Source organism: Bacillus sp. FSL W8-1202 (assembly GCF_038006165.1).
GTDB lineage: Bacteria > Bacillota > Bacilli > Bacillales > Bacillaceae > Bacillus > Bacillus subtilis.
This window is the reverse complement of sequence record NZ_JBBOUR010000001.1, coordinates 1,398,564-1,415,259: the sequence shown is the minus strand read 5'-3', so window position 1 is coordinate 1,415,259 and position 16,696 is coordinate 1,398,564. Positions and strand designations below refer to the sequence as shown.

The following is a 16,696-nucleotide window of genomic DNA, read 5'->3' as shown; positions in this document are numbered from 1 at the left end:
ATGAATGTTTCAGAAAAAAACGTACGCTGTTTTCCTAATTCTTCTGCTGATGATGTTTACAGCTGCTTGTTCCGGCAGCAAAACAAGCGCGGAGAAGAAAGAATCAGAAACAGAAAAAAGCTCAGATATAGCTCAAGTCAAAATCAAGGATGTCTCTTACACACTTCCGTCTAAATATGATAAGTCCACTTCAGATGACCAGCTCGTGTTAAAAGTCAATGTCGCGGTGAAAAACACAGGAAAAGACCCGCTGAATGTAGACAGTATGGATTTCACATTGTATCAAGGTGATACCAAAATGTCTGACACAGACCCTGAAGACTATAGCGAAAAGCTTCAAGGCAGCACCATTAACGCTGACAAATCCGTTGAAGGAAATCTTTTCATCGTTGTAGATAAAGGCAAGCAATACGAGCTTAACTATACGCCGGAATCTTACGGTGATAAAAAGCCAAAATCAGTTACTTTTAAAATTGACGGAAAAGACAAAAAAATCCTGGCGACGGCAGATAAGCTCCAAGATTCTGCAAAAGCGTTATCAGCTTATGTTGATGTCCTTCTTTTCGGCAAAGATAACGCCGATTTCGAAAAAATCACCGGCGCTAACAAAAATGAAATTGTAAATGATTTCAATGAATCAGCCAAAGACGGTTATCTCTCAGCTTCCGGCCTTTCCAGCACATATGCGGACAGCAAAGCGCTTGATAATATCGTGAATGGCATTAAAGAGGGATTAAGCAAAAACTCTTCCATTCAAGCAAAAACGACTTCAATCTCTAAAGACGAAGCAATTGTTGAAGCCACAGTTAAACCTGTAGATGCATCTTCTCTTTCAGACCGCATTGAAGACAAAGTGAAAGACTACTACAGTAAAAACTCTAGTGCCAGCTATGAGGAGGCAGTGAAATACGCGCTTCAAGTCTATCCTGAGGAATTCAAAAAGCTTGGACCTGCTTCATCTGAAAAAACAGTTGAAGTGAAAATGAAGAAAAATGACATCGACCAATGGCAGCTTGATATGGATGATTACAGAGCAGCAGAATTAGTCGAAGCATTCATCAAAGAATAAAACACCAAAAGGAAATAGCCATGACGGCTATTTCCTTTTTATTTAAAAATGGCGCTGATGAAATTCACTTCGTCTTCGGTGAGTTCAATGTTCAAGGTTTTCAGATTATCCTGTAATTGCTCAGGTCGTTTAGCTCCTGGAATAATGGCATCAATCGCCGGTCTCGTTAACAGCCACGCCAAGGCGACATGTGCCGTATCCGCTTGTTTTTCCTCCGCTACTGCTTTCAGCTTATCTACTTTTTTGAGATTGTGGATAAACGTTTCACCCTGAAATTGAGGTTTATCCTTTCTGAAATCATCAAAGACTGTGTCTTGCGTGAATTTTCCTGTCAGCAGTCCGGACGCAAGCGGAAAGTAAGGAATAAAGGAGATGCCTTGTTTTTCACAGTATGGAATAAGCTCTTTCTCGGCATCACGCTGTATGAGAGAATATTCGGCCTGGAAGACCTCCAAATAGCCGTCAGCATTAAATTCCTGCAATTGCTGATAATCGAGGTTCGAAGCGCCGATCGCTTTGATTTTCCCCTCATCCTTCAGCTCTTTCAAAGTGCCCGCCACTTCAGCGAGAGGTACAAATCAATGTAATCTGTTCTCAGCCTCTTCAGACTCTTCTCGACCTCGCTGCGAAGAAACACCCGGCTGTTGTCTAATTCAATGCTGCCGTTCACTTCTTTATGAGCTCCTTTGGTGGCGATGATGAGCTCATTCCGCACGCCGCGTTCCTGTACGACTTCGCCGATTAATTCTTCAGATCGCCCCAATCCATATATAAAAGCGGTATCGATAAAATTGACGCCGCCATCCAATGCCGTGCGCACTAAATCCTTCCCTGTTTCATCATGTAGATTTGGAAATAGATTATGCCCGCCGACCGCATTCGCGCCGAATCCGATCCGCTTCACCTTCAGCTTCGTTTTGCCGAGTGTACGTGTTTGATCCATTGTTCCGTCTCCTTTGAAACCAATTTTGATGAAAAATAGTGCAGGGTCACTTTTTGTATTAGATATCCTTTTTCTATTTTCCTTCTTTTTTCAGGATATACAAAAAGGAGAAAGTGTATTTCTCCTTTTGCAAGTTTATTTTGGAAGAACCCATTTGTCTTTCAGGAAGCAGGCTCTGGCTAGTAAAAAGAAGATGGCGATCAGCACAGCGATGGTTCCTGACGTAGACAAAATGGCAGCCGGGTCAACCATCCCGAATAAAAGCTGTTTAAATAACGCATGCAGGTTCAGAAACGGGATGAGAAAGTATGATAAGTCAAATTGGTTCGGTGCCTTGCTGAAGATGAAAAACATCGGGAACACAGGCAGAAAGACAACGAGAGACATATAACTTTGCGCTTCTTTTACCGAGCTGGACATGATGCTGATGAAAAGCTCCATCGCAGATATCAGCAATGCAGAGAGCACAATGATTAAGGCTGAAGCGCCGATTACACTCCACATATGATCTCCCAGCTGGAAGGCCGTTTTCAAATTTTCGGTAAATAACACGGTGGACAAAATCAAAAACACCAAAGCCAATACACCTGAAGCCACGCCAAAAGTGGAAACCGCAAGCCACTTGCCGACCAGCATTTTGTTTCTGCTGACTGGCGTTAATAGCAGCGCCTCGATTGACTTCCGGTCCTTTTCACCGGCCATGATATCAAGAGCTATCGGCATTGCGCCGGAAACAATGGAAGTCAGAATCAGCATGGGCAGAATGGCGGAAAGCATAATAGCGGAAGTCCCTTTCTCCTCATCCGCTTCCTTTTGCTGAATCGTAAATGGCTGGATGACCGATTGATCAATACGCTTATTTGTTAAACGTTGCTGCACAATTTCATTTTTGTACTGATCTAAGGCAGACTGCACAAGCTGCATGGCATTTGAAGACCCTTGATCGATTGAATTGCCGTAAACATCAACCTTAAAAGGTGTCATGCTGTTGACATATGAGTCGAACTCTTTCGGGACGTTCAGATAGGCATCTGCTTTTCCTTCATCAACTGCCTCTTCAGGCTTCGCAAATGTTTTTACGCTGATTTCGTCAATCTCATTAAGCTTGCTTTCCAGTGCGGGCGGCAGCAAATGGCCGACAGCCAGCGTGTACTGCTCCCCTTTGTCGGACAGCATGCTTTCATAAAAAAAGACAAGGCGCCATATTTATAAAAAAGAAATGATCGACGCTTTGCGCGACAGAAAAACGATTTTACTCACGGAGACATTGATCTGCTGCTTGCCGATATCGAGATGCCCCATATGTCTGGCTACGAGCTTGCTGATTTGATCAAATCCCATTCACTTGATGTGGATGTGATTTTTGTTACCGGCCACGGCGGTTATGCGGTTCACGCCTTTGACCTGAACGTCCATGATTATATTATGAAGCCGTACTATGCCGACCGTCTGGCCGCTTCCTTCGACCGGTACTTGAAAAAGAAAACGGAAACGAGTTTGAATGGGCGTATATTGATAAAGCAAAAGTCTGAAATGCACGTCCTGCAAAAGAAGGATATTATTTTCGCAGAACGGACGGGACGTTCGACGACGATTGTGACAACCGCCGAAGAGGTGCAAACGTATCAAACATTAAATGATATTAAAGGCGACCTGCCCGAAAAAGATTTTCTTCGTTCGCATCGTTCCTTTATTATCAACATTCATTACATAAAGCATTTTTCCGCTTATACCAAGCATTCATTCACAGTTTCCTTTGAGGGAACGTCTAAAAAAGCGATGATCACTAAGCAGCAGCTTGATTATTTTCAAAACTACTATTTTTGAGGAGTTTAGTACGTGATTACCCTTTTTCAATGTCTTTATCTGATTTTATTTAGTTTCATATGTTATCAGGGAGCTGCTGCTTTTTCACACAGCACAGCCGCCTCTTGGCTCGCCGCTGCTTTAGGCGCAGCTGCTGCAGGATTGTACATTTGGAATACGAAGCGAGTGTGGAAACACTGTTCCTCAGGGCTTTGTGCGTGGATTGCGGTGATTCAAGTGATGTCGGCGGGAGTAGTGTTGATTGGCACAGACATCATGCCGGTATTATGTGTAATCGCGATATTTGCAGGGTGTGAAGGGCTCCGTATCGGACAGTCTGCTTTGCAGGCAAGGCTTTCTGATCAAATTGATAAGCTGACTCAAGCTGAACAGCACGCCAATCAAATGCTGATTGATGTCAGAAGCCGGAATCATGACACAATGAAACATATCACTGCAATCAAATCAGCTCAGCCCAAGGCAGATACACAAGCATATATTCAAAACTGGGCGGATCAATACAGCCAATATGACTGTTTTTTGAAAGGAGAGAACGCGTACATTGCAGGGGTGCTTTATGATTTTTTAGAAAAAGCCCGCGCCTCGAATGTGAGTGTTTCGCTGCATATGCATACACCGCTTTCTTCCCTTCCGTTTTCGCCTGCTGATCAGGTCAGCTTGGTCGGCAACATATTAGAAAATGCGCTCGACAGCGCGGCGGAGGCCCGAGAAAAAGCAGAGATTAAACTGGAGACTTCACTGCGCAGCGGGCTTTATGTACTGACTTGTGAAAACAGCACTCCCGGGATGGACCCAAAAGTTTGGCCGCTCAACGAAAAACGGCGCTCATGAAGGCATGGGCACATATATCATTCAAAAACTGGTGAAGAGCGCTTTTGGCAGGCTGGATTTTACCTACCGCCACCCCGTCTTCCGGTTAGAAATCAAAATTCCGTTTCAGAAATAAAAAAACCTTGAAAAGCCCGGCGGGACTGACCCCATAAGATGAGACAAATAAAAACACCTTCAAGTTTGAATACGGATGATTGTTATCCGAAATTAGACTTGGAGGTGTTTTTTCTATGGGGACAAGAGTGAGTTATCCGGTTGAAGTGAAACAGAAGGCTGTAGAAATGAGATTGGCAGGCGTACCTATGAAAGAGATCATGCAGGAGTTGAATATCAAAAATAATACGCAGATTAAGACATGGGTCAGATGGTATAAGGCTGGTGATACACATCGATTTGAACAGCCTGTTGGTAAGCAATACACTTATGGAAAAGGTCCGGAGTATTCTTCCGAATTAGAGAAACTGCAGGCAGAGAATCGATATCTGAGACAACAGAATGAAGTGTTAAAAAAGTACAACGAATTGGAAAGGAAGTTGATAGCCAAACGTCAGTCGAACTTGTAGAAGAATTGCACAGCACAATGACCGTGCAGGATATCTGTATTCATTTAGGTATCTCTCGCTCGTCTTATTATCGTTGGAAGAAGAATCTGAAGAAAGATCATCCCAAGCGCCATTTAGAAAAACAAATCGGCACGTTGTGCCGAGAGCACCAGTATCGATATGGATATCGAAAAATCACAGCTATATTAAAAAAGAGAATGTGTATTAACCATAAAACGGTTCAGCGTATTATGCAGAAAAATCAGTGGCAGTGCCGGGTTAAGGTGAAAAAGCGCAAGAAGAATGGGCAGCCATATGCCGTGGTCGACAATATATTAGATCGGAACTTTCAGTCTGATCATCCTCTTGAAAAACTAGTAACAGACATCACGTATTTGCCTTATGGACAGAAACAATTGTACCTTTCCAGTATATTGGATGTATATAATGGAGAAGTGATTGCTTTTACGATTGGAGATAAGCAGGACACAGACTTTGTCTTACACACACTTGATCAACTGCCAACACTGCCTGAGAACTGCGTGTTACATAGTGACCAAGGATCTGTGTATACATCTTACGAGTATCAGAAAGCTGTTAAAACAAAAGGCATTACCATGAGCATGTCCCGCAAAGGGACACCCGCTGATAATGCCTCCATCGAATCGTTTCATTCCTCACTAAAGTCTGAAACGTTCTATCTTAACAGCATTGATCGAACCACGACCGCCATCGTAGAACGCACTGTCATAGAATACATTCATTATTATAACAATATTCGTATTCAAACGAAACTAAACAACCAATCACCGATAAATTATCGGCAATTGGCTGTTTAAAAGGTGTTTTGATCCCTGTCTCAAAAACGGGGGTCAGTCCCCGGCTTTTCAAGGTTTTTTTCATTATGAGGATAACGCTTGTGCAAAACGATCTGCTTCATCTTGCAGCGTGCTTTCAATTTCTTTGTAACGGCTGGAAATCGTTGATGCACTGACGCCGTATTTTTTCGCCAGTTTAGCCTGGGAAACGGACGCGCCGTTAAGAGAAATCGCGTTTACATAATATTCAACTGCCGCCGCAAAAGCTTCCGGCTTTCTGATGACAGGTGATTTTTTCTCGCAGAATGTTTTCCAGATGGCAATAACAGCTGGGATCAATTCAGTCGGATACTCTTCCCCGCTCATGCCTTCTTCAATAGCCGCAGCGGTTTCTTTCTCCAAGTCGTTTGCCCACTCAACAGTGCTTACTTCCGCTTTCTCTGCTTGTGGCTCTTCATCTTTCTCAGCTAACAACGCGAACAGAACGTTGTTGAATTCCTGCTTCATGAAGTCCTCCGGCGTTTTGCCGTCCTTCACAGCGGCATCCGCATATTTCTTCACCTTGCTGATCAGCGCTTCTGTTCTCTTCACCGGAAAGATCGTGAACTGCATGAAGAATTCTGCTTTTTCCGCTTCGTGGATTGGGTATCCAAGAATCAGGCTTCCCACTGGAGGAAGGTCTTGATTGCTGGCGTCCATTTCCACTTCGAATTGTTTTGCCGTAATCACATCTTCAAAGTGAATGATGCCTTCCTTCAGGTCCTTCAGCAGCAATAAAGCAGGCGTCATGCTCTGCCATGATTCTACGATCTCACGCGTTTTCGGACGAGTGATCGAATCGCCTTTTTTCTGAAGGTACTCTTCGAAGATTGTCTTCTCACCAGCAAGCGGGTGGAAGAAGATTCCCCAGATTCCTAAGTTAAATACGCTGATGTCTTTCGTCTGTCTGTCCATAGCAGAAAGAAAATCATGCTGGTTGATAAAGCCTGAAATGCTTTCTCTATGTACTGTGAAGGCATACTCCACTAAGTCTTCCTGAATTTGTTTCGCTTCTTTTGCCGCTAGTTCCGACGGGAAGTCGACAACTTTACTTCCGCAGCATTTTTTATATTTCTTGCCGCTGCCGCATGGGCAAGGGGCATTTCGTTTCACTTTTCCCACAATAAACCCTCCGAATTCTGTTGTAACTTTTCTATTTTAACAAAAATAACTTCTGAGGGCTTGGTTTCGGGCTAAAAAAGAATTTGGTAATGTAATAAGCTGGCTGATTATGCCAATTTACCCATGACATTTTCACCAACTTTTGTGATTTAAGGCTTATCACCTATTCCCACTTTAGGCCCTTCTTTTTTACAATCATTAGGTATTTATTTAACATTTTAAGGAGTGTTTCTATTGGAACTAGCTGGTTTCATGCTGCGCGCCTGCGCTCTTTTACTTGATGTAATCATTGCCGCAGCAGTGATTTTGGCAGCCGGATTTACGTTTGGCGATGGGTCCGCCGGTGTCATTATCGTCGCCATATTGATGCTGATTGTGTACCCTTTGCTGATGCCGCTGACAAATTGGAAAGGCACACTGGGCAAAAAAATCATCGGGCTGCAAATCGTGAGGGACGAAACACACGAGAAAATTTCTCTCCTACAGGCGATTGTCCGCTACATCATAGCGTGGGTGCATGTGTTCTCCCGCCTGATCTATTTGACTGCCGCATTTACGAAGAAAAAACAAACCGTTCATGATATGGCTGCGAAAACCATTGTGCTGAAAGCAGAATAACCTTGAAGAATAGAATTCTTCAAGGTTTTGTTTTTCATTAATTCGTATTCTGGCCCCCGCCGTTCAGCCCTTCTTTAATCAGGCTGTTGACTTGGCTGCTGTACAGAAGGCCGATGTGTCCAACGCCATGGATTTGAACGTTTCTAGCACCGTCTAATCTTGATAAGTAATTCATGACAATCATATCGGCACTGCTGTAAATGGATGTGTATAAAATCTTTTGATTTGGATCTGTTCCCGGAAGCGCCTTGCCTGTCGTCAAACGGTTCGCGCCGCCAAGCGTCACGACGTTTGCAACTTTATTTCCGCCGTCCAGATTTTTTATGTAGTAAAGTGTGTTCGCGCCCCCCATGCTGTGAGCGACAATATCCACTTTTTTCGCACCCGTTTCATCTAAAACCTTTTGCACAAATCGTGATAATACCGGGCCATTGTTATAATTTGTCCCTGTCTTGTCCCAAAAATCAACTGCATACAGCTTGTCCCGCGACCAGCCCTGAGATACGAGATAGCTCTTAATTCCCGCAAAATTGAATGATGCCCCTCCCATACCGTGAACCATAACGACTGGATTGTGTTCAGCGGCTTTTGCTGACGGCTGCAGCGCAAACAGTGATGTAACAGACAGCATCAAAATTGTTACAAGCGCAATGATCCTTCTTTTTACAAATTTCATAATATCTTCCTTTTTTTGTAACAAATTCTCCAATTATATTACGTTACCAAATTAATTAAGTAAAGGGTAATTTTGGCTTATTTTTAAAGAAATTTTAAGATTCAGAGGTCATTATTGGTCCTAAAAAGCCAAAAAAAAGAAGGCTTATTCACCTTCTTTTCTTCAATACTCATTGAAATAAGCTTGGATTTTTTGAGGATCATTTGTTTTGGTAAGCGCAAGCATCAGCAACATCCGTGCTTTTTGGGGGTTTAAAGAGTTCGATGCCAGCAGGTCCTTTTCCGCATAGTCTTGGTTTGGTGTGACGACACCATTTCCCGTGCGGGTAGAGCGCACCACTGTGACGTCTTTTTTGACTGCGCTGTCCGCCCCTTTTTCGGCTGCGTCAGATAAAGACCCGTTCCCAGAACCGGCAAATACAATCCCCTTTGCTCCGGCTTTTACAGCAGCGTCAAACAGGTAGCTTCCGTCATTTTGGTATCCATAGATAATGTCAACCTGCGGCAGCTCATCAAGATTAGAAACCGAGAAATCCGTGTCCTTCGTATGCTTACGGGTAATCTCATTATTAAAATAGATATCATCTGCAATTGTTCCGACGAAGCCCATTTCTTCTGATTTAAATGTATCTGTTGTGGTTGTGTTTGTTTTGGTGACATATCGGGCTGAGGCAATCCGGTCGTTAAGAACAACAAGCGTCCCTTTCCCTTTTGCCTCAGGGGCACCTGCCACTTTCACTGCATTGTACAGGTTAGAAGGCCCATCAGCGCTGATGGCTGTGGAAGGCCTCATCGAACCGACAATAACAACCGGTTTATCACTTTTCACGGTGAGATTCAAAAAATAAGCGGTTTCCTCCAATGTATCTGTTCCATGAGTCACGACGATTCCGTCTACATCATCTGAAGCGAGCAAGTCGTTGATGCGTTTCGCCAGCTTCAGCAATATTTTATTATCAATATTTGTGCTGCCGACGTTAACAATCTGCTCGCCGCTGACGTTTGCAATGTCCTTCATTTCTGGAACTGCCTCGATCAGTGATTCAACGCCGACAACACCTGCTTTATATTCAGTTGTTGAGGTTTTCGATTGATCGGCACCAGCTATCGTGCCTCCTGTCGCTAAAATTCTAATATTCGGCAGATCCTTTTTTTCAGAGGCAGAAGCCGAAGAGACTTTTTGTGTCTGCGTTTTTTCTTTCGGGGATTCTTTTGTTTCAGGAGAAAGTGAACATCCGGTAAAAACAAACAATAGTGCGGTAAAAAGTACGAGCATTCGTTGTTTTTTCATCTATTTCTCTCCTTACATCCATATAATGATTAATCATTGAATATTTTATCTATTCAGTCAAAAGATCAGTCAGCTTTTCTCTCAGTATTTTTTGTTGTCATATCCTTCTTTTTTTGTCTTTTCATACAATGAATTTTTCTTGACAATTGATGATTGAATCAAGATAATAGACCAGTCACTATATTTTTGATTGCAATTCAGTAAGGTGGGAATGTTATGAGTTATGGAGATTCCCGTGAGAAAATCCTTTCGGCAGCTACCCGGCTTTTTCAGCTGCAAGGGTATTACGGCACGGGGCTGAACCAGATTATAAAGGAAAGCGGCGCGCCTAAAGGCTCTCTTTACTACCACTTTCCCGGGGGTAAAGAACAGCTTGCGATCGAAGCCGTAAATGAGATGAAGGAGTATATCCGTCAGAAAATCGCGGACTGCATGGAAGCCTGCACCGATCCAGCGGAAGGCATTCAAGCCTTTTTGAAGGAGCTCTCCTGCCAGTTTTCATGTACGGAAGACATTGAAGGCTTGCCTGTGGGCTTGCTAGCGGCTGAGACGTCATTGAAAAGCGAACCGTTGCGCGAAGCCTGTCATGAAGCCTACAAAGAATGGGCCTCTGTGTATGAGGAGAAACTGCGGCAGGCTGGCTGCAGCGAGAGCCGTGCAAAAGAAGCCAGCACTGTGGTTAACGCGATGATTGAAGGCGGCATTCTTTTATCTTTGACGGCAAAAAACAGTACGCCGCTCATTCATATCTCCAGCTGCATTCCTGACCTGCTGAAGAGATAAAAAAACGACATCCTACATGCAGTTGATAGAGAGGGGAAATGATTTTGGAAACAACAGCTAAAGCATCTCAGCAATACAAAGTGATGCCGATTATGATTTCCTTGCTGTTGGCCGGTTTTATCGGCATGTTCAGTGAAACAGCACTGAATATTGCGTTAACCGACCTTATGAAGGAATTGCACATTACAGCGGCAACCGTCCAATGGTTAACGACGGGCTACCTGCTTGTACTCGGTATTCTTGTTCCTGTTTCAGGACTGCTGTTGCAGTGGTTCACAACAAGACAGCTTTTTACCGTGTCACTAATCTTTTCAATTATAGGAACCTTGATCGCGGCGCTTGCGCCAAGCTTCCCGTTTTTATTGGCGGCAAGGATCGTTCAGGCACTTGGAACCGGTCTTTTACTGCCCCTAATGTTTAACACAATCTTGGTGATTTTCCCGCCTCATAAACGGGGTGCCGCAATGGGAACGATCGGTCTTGTCATTATGTTCGCGCCCGCCATCGGCCCAACTTTCTCAGGATTGGTTCTGGAGCATCTCAACTGGCACTGGATTTTCTGGATCTCTCTTCCATTCCTTGTGCTGGCGCTTGTGTTCGGTATCGCATATATGCAGAATGTATCTGAAACGACAAAGCCGAAAATCGATGTATTGTCTATCATCCTCTCGACGATTGGTTTCGGCGGCATTGTGTTCGGATTCAGCAACGCGGGTGAAGGCTCCGGGGGATGGTCCAGCCCGACTGTTATCGTGTCGCTGATTGTCGGCGTTGTCGGCCTTATCCTATTTTCAATCCGCCAGCTGACAATGAAGCAGCCGATGATGAACCTCCGTGCGTTCAAATACCCGATGTTTATTTTGGGTGTGATCATGGTGTTCATTTGTATGATGGTCATTCTGTCATCTATGCTGCTTCTGCCGATGTATCTGCAAGGCGGCTTAGTCCTGACTGCATTTGCATCTGGTCTTGTTCTCTTGCCGGGCGGTATTTTAAATGGATTTATGTCCCCTGTTACAGGCCGCTTGTTCGATAAATACGGGCCGAAATGGCTTGTCATTCCGGGATTTGTGATTGTCACTGTTGTACTATGGTTCTTCTCAAATGTTACGACCGCTTCAACGGCTGTGCTGATTATCATCCTGCACACCTGCTTGATGATCGGGATTTCTATGATCATGATGCCTGCGCAAACAAACGGTTTAAACCAACTGCCGCGCGAATTTTATCCAGACGGCACCGCCATTATGAACACGCTGCAGCAAATGGCCGGCGCTATCGGAACAGCGGTTGCGGTCAGCATTATGGCTGCAGGCCAGCATGATTATATGAGTACAGTTAAAAACCCTGCCGATCCGGCAGTCATCCCGCAAGCTTTGACAGCAGGCGTACAGCACGCATTTGTGTTTGCAATGATTGTTGCCATTATCGGTTTAATTGGCGCTTTCTTTATGAAGCGCGTGAAGGTAGATCATTAATATGAAAAGCCCCTGACTAGTTTTCAGGGGCTTTTTCATGTTTACTTGTGGATCGTTTTCGCCGCGATTTCATCAATCGCGTGCCGCATGTCCTCCTTCGTATTATAAAAATGGGGAGCGAGACGGATAACATTTTCCCGCGGCGCGCAAATCACTTTTTTCTTCTTCAGCAACGCCGCCGTTTCCGATGCCCGCTCATCCCGGATCGCAACCATGCCCGGCTGATCCCCACCTTGTGCCGCCGCCAGCTGCAGGCCTTTTTCAGCGGCATATTGAACTGCATCGACACAGATCGTTTTCACATGATCCCTGATATGAGAAACCCCAATATGATTCAGCAGCGATAAAGCCGCTGCAGCTGCGGATACGCTGATAAAAGCTGGGGTGCCCGTTTGAAAACGGCGCGCGTCTTTTGCATAAGCCCCATCAAATCCGCTCTCTCTTCCGAACCAAGCTGATGCTTTCGGCTTCAGTGCGTCAGCCAGCTCCTTTCTCACATAAAGAAACGCCACACCCGGTATGCCGAGCAAATACTTCCGGGTGCCTGCTGCCAGCATATCTACGCCCCATTCCTTCACATCAATGGGAATATGCCCGGCTGATTGATAAGCATCTACAAACAATAAAGAGCCCTTTCTCTGAGAAATCTCGGCAATCGCTTTTATATCCTGAACATAGCCGTCACGATAATGAACGTGAGGAACACACGTCAGTACTGTTTCATCCGAAATATGCGTTTCATATTGTTCAAGCGGCAGCACGCCGTCTATTGATGGAATGACGGATACGGTATAATCGGAGTGTGCCTGCCAAACATGAGGCACCGCCGGAAAATCCATATCTGTATATACAACGTGCTTCTTTCCAAATGCAGTTAAGGACGATGCTACAGAAACCAGTGCATCAGAAACTGACGGCACAATCGCCACTTCATCCGGTTCAGCCCCGATCAGCTTTGCAAACTCGTTTCTCGCAAACTCTGTTTTTTCAATCGCTTCTTTCCAGTTCGTCCCTTTATACAGCAGGCTATCATGATAATCCTGGATCGCCCTTGATACAGGCTCTGCCAATGCGCTCTGAGAACAGCTGGCAAGCATCGTATGCGTCTGCAAGGTTGGGAATAAATGACGATACTGCTGCGGTAAATGCTCCATTATGATTCACTCCTTTACATTATTTTGATGAAAAACCCATAAATAAACAATAGAATAAAAGAAAAAGGAGATGGGAGAATGAGAAAAAAAGTGCTGATCACTGGTTTTGACCCTTTTGACAAAGAAACCGTCAATCCATCATGGGAAGCGGCGAAACGGCTTAATGGCTTCGAGACGGAAGAAGCCATTATTACAGCGGAACAAATTCCTACTGTCTTTAGATCCGCTCTGGGGATTCTGCGCCAAGCCATTCAAACACATCAGCCGGATATCGTAATTTGTGTCGGCCAAGCAGGAGGACGGATGCAGATTACACCGGAACGAGTGGCGATCAACCTTGCAGATGCGCGAATCCCCGATAACGAAGGACATCAGCCGATTGATGAAGAGATTTCTCCAGATGGGCCCGCCGCTTACTGGACAGGGCTTCCCGTGAAACGAATAACTGCTAAGATGAAGGAACACGGCATTCCAGCTGCGGTTTCCTACACAGCGGGGACCTTTGTATGCAACTATTTGTTCTACGGGTTAATGGATCACATTAGCCGGACATCCCCGCACATTCGCGGCGGTTTTATTCATATTCCTTACATTCCGCAGCAAACAATCGACAAAACAGCGCCGAGCCTCAGCCTGGACACGATTGTCCGGGCATTGAGAATCGCCGCTGTTACGGCCGCACAATATGATGAGGATGTGAAGTCACCGGGCGGTACGCTGCACTAAGCGGCCGCCGCTGTTTCTTCCCTCAGCCTCTATTTGTAGACAAACGCCGATAGGGTGACACTCACTTCAAACAGGACAAGAAGCGGGATCATCACGAGAAAATCAGAAATAAAATCAGGCGGTGTAATCAATATAGATACGACAATCAGCAGAAAATAGGACAGCTTTCTCGCTTTGGCCAGTCTGTAAGGATTTAAGATGCCCAGCCTTGTTAAAAACATCACCACCAAGGGCATCTCAAACAAGAAGCCGAACGGCAGGCTCAAATTCACCATAAACCGAAAGTAGCGGTCAGCCGTAAACATCGTTTCAAAGTGGCCGGAGGATAAATGAGTCAAAAAGCTGAGCACGATCGGAAACAAGACAAAGTATCCGAAGGAGATGCCCGCCAAAAACAACGCAAATAAACCTGGTATGTACATGAGCGTCACCTTGCGCTCCGTTTTCGTCAGCGCCGGTGCAACGAAACGCCACAGCTGGTACGCGGCAACAGGGATAGAAGCCGCAATGGCACAAATGCCGGAAAGCATCATATACACCCAGAGGATTTCACTCGGGCCAAGCACAGCCAGCTTTCCATCCAAATCCCTGATTAGCCAGTCATAAATGTCCTGTACGAACAAAAAAGCCGTGATGAGAAATAGAAAAAATACCGCGAGGGTTACGATAATCCGGCGGCGAAGCTCTTCTAAATGCCCGATCAAATGGGTTTCTTTTTTATCCATTCAAAAAAGCCCTCCCTTTCATAAAAAAAGAGGCAGACCCGGTGTCTGCCTCATCAGCATTCAGCCCGCGTTTTTGTCCTGCTTTACCGCTGTCAGCTCAGCTGATTTCTCTTCTTTTTCATCACCAGACACAAGTGATTTTGTGGCGCTTTTAAATTCCAGCAGTGTCCGTCCGGCGGCACGCCCGATTTCCGGCAGCTTGGAAGGGCCAAAAATAATGAGGGCGATGACGAAGATCAGAATCAAGCCCGGTATTCCAATATTTGAAAACATAATTTCCACTCCTTAATTCGTGATTTTTGCCCGCTTCTTAATCATTTGTTTTTCGTGGGCTTTGTTGTGCGCAAAGAAACGATCCTCTTCGACCTCATCGGATTGCTTCACCCCGCCTTGGATTGTTGTGGATGATACCTTTCTCAACCCAGTTTGGTCTTTCTGGTAAACGAATGAAGCCCGCGTGAAAATGGCTGCGCCCGGCTCGGTCACAAACGGCATGACCCGATAATCGGCTTTCCACTGGTGAGGCGTCACTGTACAGCGGACATATCCGCGATAGTCGTTAAAGAACTTGATGTGCGGATTTTCTTTTAAAATTTGGTCCGTATCCGCCCGCTTATCCGCTCCGTTTCCTCCGGAAGTGATCGAGGTTCCGACAAATTCGGCTCCGAATATTTTTGAACTTGTTTTCTCGAAATCGACATGCAAATTCGATGCCCAGCTTGCGTGTACATCACCTGTCAGTACGACAACATTATTCAGATTTTTGCTTTTAATGAAATTGATAACCCGTTCGCGCTGAGCCGGGTAGCCGTCCCACGAATCCATGCTGTAGATCGGGCTTGCGCTTGTCCCGAAATTCCACTTGGCAAAGAAAATCTGCTGCGCCAGCACATTCCAGTGGGCTGTCGAGCTGCCCAAATTGTTGAAGAGCCACTGCTCCTGTTCTTTTCCAAGCAGAGTCCGATTCGGATTGCGCGATTCATCAGAAGGCGGCTTATTGCCGTCGTTATTGGCTTGGTCGTCCCTGTACTGGCGGGTATCAAGCACATTGAAGGACGCCAGGTTTCCGTACGTAAAGTGCCGGTACAGCTGCATATCTGGGCCATTCGGCAAAGAGGAAATGCGGAGCGGCATATGTTCATAGTATGCCTGGTATGCTGCCGTGCGGCGGAGCACGAAGGCTTCAACCGACTGTCCTTTTTCAGGTATTTTATTGGCATAGTTGTTTTCAACTTCATGGTCATCCCAGGTTACAACCCAAGGGAATGCCGCATGTGCAGCTTTAAGATTGGCGTCAGATCGGTATTGAGCGTGACGGTTCCGATAGTCTTGCAGCGTATAGATTTCCGCGCTGTTGTGCGTGCGGACATTGCCTGTTTTTGATACATACTCATTTGGGCCGTATTCATATATGTAATCACCGAGATGGAAGACAAGATCAAGCTTTTCCTTTGCCATATGCTTGTAGGCCGTATAATATCCGTGCTCATATTGCTGGCAGGAAGCAAATGCAAAGGTCATTTGCGGCACATTGGCGCCAGGGGCAGGCAGTGTTTTTGTTTTTCCGACAGGGCTTAGTTCATGGCCGGTTTTGAAACGGTAATAGTACACTTTGTTTGGCTCAAGCCCGTCCGCTTCCACATGAACGGAATGGGCAAGACTCGGTTTAGCCATTTCAGTGCCTTTTCTTACGATTTTACGGAAATGCTCATCCTTTGCGACCTCCCATTTGACAGGCACTGCTTGCTTCGGCATTCCCCCGCCATTCAGCGGATCTGGTGCCAGGCGTGTCCAAAGCACGACACTGTCAGAAAGCGGATCACCTGACGCTACCCCTAATGTAAACGGATAGCTTGAGAATTTAGGCGCAGCATTTACTTCAAAGGCCCCAACCGACTGGGCAATCGTTAATCCAAGAGAAAGTCCTGCAATCTTCCCCGCTCCTTGAATAAATTTGCGGCGGTCAAACGTATTGTTTTGAAAGCTTTCCTCTTTCAGTTTCTGTACCCATTCATCAAAACGACTGTCGTAGTATGCCATTCAAGATCCCCTCTC

13 protein-coding genes and 4 pseudogenes are annotated in these 16,696 nt (G+C 45.4%); 8 read left to right on the top strand and 9 right to left on the bottom strand.

Annotated features, from left to right (window positions below; genetic code table 11):
- Positions 1 to 4 precede the first annotated feature (4 nt).
- Positions 5 to 1,069, top strand: a complete 1,065-nt coding sequence (locus tag NSQ09_RS07470; RefSeq protein ID WP_041352224.1) for a DUF4352 domain-containing protein — start codon at positions 5 to 7, stop codon at positions 1,067 to 1,069.
- Between the two features lie 38 nt (positions 1,070 to 1,107).
- Here NSQ09_RS07470 and NSQ09_RS07465 read toward each other — a convergent pair.
- Positions 1,108 to 2,012: pseudogene (locus tag NSQ09_RS07465) on the bottom strand (aldo/keto reductase).
- Positions 2,013 to 2,147: 135 nt separating this feature from the next.
- Positions 2,148 to 3,209, bottom strand: a pseudogene (natB, locus tag NSQ09_RS07460) (sodium ABC transporter permease NatB); the annotation flags it as partial.
- Positions 3,210 to 3,269: 60 nt separating this feature from the next.
- Here natB and natR point away from each other — a divergent pair.
- The 3 genes and pseudogenes from natR to NSQ09_RS07445 form a co-directional block, all read left to right on the top strand.
- Positions 3,270 to 3,839: pseudogene (gene natR / locus NSQ09_RS07455) on the top strand (two-component system response regulator NatR); the annotation flags it as partial.
- Between the two features lie 12 nt (positions 3,840 to 3,851).
- Positions 3,852 to 4,785, top strand: a pseudogene (gene natK / locus NSQ09_RS07450) (two-component system sensor histidine kinase NatK).
- A gap of 115 nt (positions 4,786 to 4,900) precedes the next feature.
- Positions 4,901 to 6,051 (top strand): IS3 family transposase gene (locus tag NSQ09_RS07445; RefSeq protein ID WP_087614160.1). Its coding sequence is split into 2 segments (ribosomal slippage): positions 4,901 to 5,174 and positions 5,174 to 6,051, totalling 1,152 coding nucleotides; the frame shifts between segments, so codons are not numbered across the junction.
- A 63-nt stretch (positions 6,052 to 6,114) separates the two neighbouring features.
- On the opposite strand, the gene NSQ09_RS07440 is transcribed toward NSQ09_RS07445, so the two are convergent.
- The gene (locus tag NSQ09_RS07440; RefSeq protein ID WP_017695031.1) at positions 6,115 to 7,191 is read right to left on the bottom strand and encodes a helix-turn-helix domain-containing protein; all 1,077 of its coding nucleotides are present in this window, start codon (positions 7,189 to 7,191) and stop codon (positions 6,115 to 6,117) included.
- 234 nt (positions 7,192 to 7,425) lie between these two features.
- Between NSQ09_RS07440 and NSQ09_RS07435 the strand changes: the two genes are divergently transcribed.
- On the top strand, positions 7,426 to 7,809 hold the full coding sequence (locus tag NSQ09_RS07435) for an RDD family protein (protein WP_017695030.1): 384 nt from the start codon (positions 7,426 to 7,428) through the stop codon (positions 7,807 to 7,809).
- 37 nt (positions 7,810 to 7,846) lie between these two features.
- Here the strand turns inward: NSQ09_RS07435 and lipA are convergent, their stop codons facing one another.
- Together lipA and ansZ are read right to left on the bottom strand one after the other, a co-directional pair.
- Positions 7,847 to 8,485 carry a lipase LipA gene (lipA, locus tag NSQ09_RS07430; protein WP_017695029.1) on the bottom strand — a complete coding sequence of 213 codons (639 nt, stop codon included), beginning with the start codon at positions 8,483 to 8,485 and terminating at the stop codon, positions 7,847 to 7,849.
- Between the two features lie 162 nt (positions 8,486 to 8,647).
- Positions 8,648 to 9,775 (bottom strand): asparaginase AnsZ, encoded by a 1,128-nt coding sequence (gene ansZ / locus NSQ09_RS07425; RefSeq protein ID WP_017695028.1) that lies wholly within the window; start codon positions 9,773 to 9,775, stop codon positions 8,648 to 8,650.
- A gap of 216 nt (positions 9,776 to 9,991) precedes the next feature.
- Between ansZ and lmrA the strand changes: the two genes are divergently transcribed.
- Both lmrA and lmr(B) read left to right on the top strand, forming a co-directional pair.
- Positions 9,992 to 10,558: a transcriptional regulator LmrA gene (lmrA, locus tag NSQ09_RS07420; RefSeq protein ID WP_017695027.1), complete on the top strand. Its 567-nt coding sequence runs from the start codon at positions 9,992 to 9,994 to the stop codon at positions 10,556 to 10,558.
- A 38-nt stretch (positions 10,559 to 10,596) separates the two neighbouring features.
- The gene (gene lmr(B) / locus NSQ09_RS07415; RefSeq protein ID WP_033880397.1) at positions 10,597 to 12,036 is read left to right on the top strand and encodes a lincomycin efflux MFS transporter Lmr(B); all 1,440 of its coding nucleotides are present in this window, start codon (positions 10,597 to 10,599) and stop codon (positions 12,034 to 12,036) included.
- A 41-nt stretch (positions 12,037 to 12,077) separates the two neighbouring features.
- Here the strand turns inward: lmr(B) and NSQ09_RS07410 are convergent, their stop codons facing one another.
- Positions 12,078 to 13,190, bottom strand: a complete 1,113-nt coding sequence (locus tag NSQ09_RS07410) for an aminotransferase class V-fold PLP-dependent enzyme (protein ID WP_041053088.1) — start codon at positions 13,188 to 13,190, stop codon at positions 12,078 to 12,080.
- Between the two features lie 78 nt (positions 13,191 to 13,268).
- Here NSQ09_RS07410 and pcp point away from each other — a divergent pair, with 78 nt between their 5' ends.
- Positions 13,269 to 13,916, top strand: a complete 648-nt coding sequence (gene pcp / locus NSQ09_RS07405; protein ID WP_041053090.1) for a pyroglutamyl-peptidase I — start codon at positions 13,269 to 13,271, stop codon at positions 13,914 to 13,916.
- Between the two features lie 29 nt (positions 13,917 to 13,945).
- Here pcp and tatC read toward each other — a convergent pair whose 3' ends face one another.
- The 3 genes from tatC to phoD are packed head-to-tail and all read right to left on the bottom strand — an operon-like array spanning position 13,946 to position 16,681.
- Entirely contained in the window at positions 13,946 to 14,641 is a 696-nt protein-coding gene (gene tatC / locus NSQ09_RS07400) for a twin-arginine translocase subunit TatC (protein WP_129137435.1), read from the bottom strand.
- A gap of 60 nt (positions 14,642 to 14,701) precedes the next feature.
- Positions 14,702 to 14,914, bottom strand: a complete 213-nt coding sequence (tatAD, locus tag NSQ09_RS07395; RefSeq protein ID WP_003223835.1) for a sec-independent protein translocase protein TatAD — start codon at positions 14,912 to 14,914, stop codon at positions 14,702 to 14,704.
- Positions 14,915 to 14,926: 12 nt separating this feature from the next.
- On the bottom strand, positions 14,927 to 16,681 hold the full coding sequence (gene phoD, locus NSQ09_RS07390) for an alkaline phosphatase PhoD (protein WP_041053094.1): 1,755 nt from the start codon (positions 16,679 to 16,681) through the stop codon (positions 14,927 to 14,929).
- Positions 16,682 to 16,696: the final 15 nt, after the last annotated feature.

Coding starts and splice junctions, on each gene's coding strand:
- NSQ09_RS07470 (WP_041352224.1), top strand. CDS start 5: ATGTTTCAGAAAAAAACGTACGCTGTTTTCCTAATTCTTCTGCTGATG.
- lipA (WP_017695029.1), bottom strand. CDS start 8,485: ATGAAATTTGTAAAAAGAAGGATCATTGCGCTTGTAACAATTTTGATG.
- ansZ (WP_017695028.1), bottom strand. CDS start 9,775: ATGAAAAAACAACGAATGCTCGTACTTTTTACCGCACTATTGTTTGTT.
- lmrA (WP_017695027.1), top strand. CDS start 9,992: ATGAGTTATGGAGATTCCCGTGAGAAAATCCTTTCGGCAGCTACCCGG.
- NSQ09_RS07410 (WP_041053088.1), bottom strand. CDS start 13,190: ATGGAGCATTTACCGCAGCAGTATCGTCATTTATTCCCAACCTTGCAG.
- pcp (WP_041053090.1), top strand. CDS start 13,269: ATGAGAAAAAAAGTGCTGATCACTGGTTTTGACCCTTTTGACAAAGAA.
- tatC (WP_129137435.1), bottom strand. CDS start 14,641: ATGGATAAAAAAGAAACCCATTTGATCGGGCATTTAGAAGAGCTTCGC.
- tatAD (WP_003223835.1), bottom strand. CDS start 14,914: ATGTTTTCAAATATTGGAATACCGGGCTTGATTCTGATCTTCGTCATC.
- phoD (WP_041053094.1), bottom strand. CDS start 16,681: ATGGCATACTACGACAGTCGTTTTGATGAATGGGTACAGAAACTGAAA.